This is a genomic window from Acinetobacter sp. (assembly GCF_049284435.1).
GTDB lineage: Bacteria > Pseudomonadota > Gammaproteobacteria > Pseudomonadales > Moraxellaceae > Acinetobacter.
Genome location: NZ_JBAPXX010000157.1, coordinates 1 through 1,751, shown reverse-complemented (window position 1 = coordinate 1,751; position 1,751 = coordinate 1). Strand labels below are relative to the sequence as shown.

At 40.4% G+C, this 1,751-nt stretch carries 1 protein-coding gene; it reads left to right on the top strand.

The annotated features are described in order from the left end of the window. Positions 1–1,530: glycerol-3-phosphate 1-O-acyltransferase PlsB (gene plsB / locus WAK81_RS13480; RefSeq protein WP_422197532.1), on the top strand; the 1,530-nt coding region annotated here is incomplete at its 5' end. Positions 1,531–1,751 lie beyond the last annotated feature (221 nt).

Genomic DNA, 1,751 nt, shown 5'->3' with positions numbered 1-1,751 from the left:
GGTGATAACCTGAATATGCCGTTCGTGGGTCAATTACTCCGTGGTGGCGGTGCATTCTTTATTCGCCGTACTTTCCGCGGGAATGGCTTGTATACCACGGTATTTAAAGAATACCTGTACAGCATTCTGTCGCGTAACACGCCTCTTGAATACTTTATTGAAGGCGGTCGTTCACGTACAGGGCGTTTGTTGCCACCAAAAACCGGCATGCTTGCGATGACGGTACATAGCCATTTACGTGGTCGATCAAAACCAATCGTGTTTTTGCCGACGTATATCGGTTATGAACGTCTGATGGAAGGTTCAACCTATGTCGGAGAAATGCAAGGCAAACCGAAAGAGTCTGAATCGATTGTGGGCATTTTAAAAACCTTGCGTAAAATCGAGCGTATTTTCGGTAAAGTGCATGTGAACTTCGGCGAACCTGTGTTTTTAGATGACATGCTAAAAAAACACGGCGCAGATAAAATCAAGATTGAAAAGAATGATGATCCTATTCCGTCGGAAGTGTCGGATGCAGTTAACAGTTCGGCGCATGCGATTTTAGAAAACATTAACCGTGCTGTGGTGATTAACCCTGTATCGCTGCTTTCTCTGATTCTACTGGCAACACCAAAACATACTTTAGATGAAGAAATCTGCATCAAACAGCTCGATGCATATCGCAATCTGGTCGCTGCCTTACCTTACGATGCACGCACACAAGTCACACCGCTTTCAGGCAAAGAAATCATTGCCTACGGTTTAAAACTGAAACTGATTAAACGCATCAAACATGTGCTGGGCGATATTATTGCGATTGAAGACAATCAAGCCGTATTATTGACTTACTTCCGCAATAACATTCTGCATGCCTTTGTATTGCCGTCTTTAATTGCTGCCTTGGTTGAACATAACGGTTCCATCCGTCGTGGCGACTTGATCAATGTGATTCGCACGCTTTATCCATTCTTAAAAGCTGAATTGTTCTTAAAATGGCAAGATGATGAACTGAAAGATCAAATCTGTGCTTATGTTGAAGCATTAATTAAGGCGAAATTGATCTCTGAAGATGCGGAAGGCAACCTGGAATCTCCTGCACCAAACTCGGAAGATCATAATCAGCTGGTGGTGCTTGCCGCTCCGGTGATGCAAAGTCTTGAGCGTTATTACATGACTTTAGCTCTGATCACACAACGTGGTTCAGGCAATATTTCGACCCGTCAGGTGGAAGAACTCAGTCATTTGGTTGGTCAACGTTTGTCTGTATTGTATGAATTCAATTCACCTGAATTCTTTGATAAAGCCTTATTCCAAAGCTTTATTAAAGTACTGACTCAACAAGGCTATATTCGTAACTATGAAGATAATGCGATTGTGTTTGATGAGAACTTCCAGAATGTTGCGCAGTACGCCAACCTGGTTTTGGATGATGTGACTTTACAAATGCTTCAGCACATCACCACTTTTAGCGATGAAGAGTTGAAAGAAGCATTAGATGCGGTTGCTGCTCAACAAGCAAAACGTCGTTTAAAACGTAAGAAGAAATGATATTTTCTGAGTTACTCCAAAAACCAGCCTGCTTTTAAGCAGGCTGATTACCATAAAATAAAAATAATTTAATAAAATCAATAAGATTTAATGTTAATGGTATTACCTCTACTTTATTCCTATAATTTATTTTTTCTAACATCAAGATTAATAATGAAATATTTACTAATAGCTCTTACATTATCTTTACCAATGACTACATTTGCAGGAAGCTGTGACAA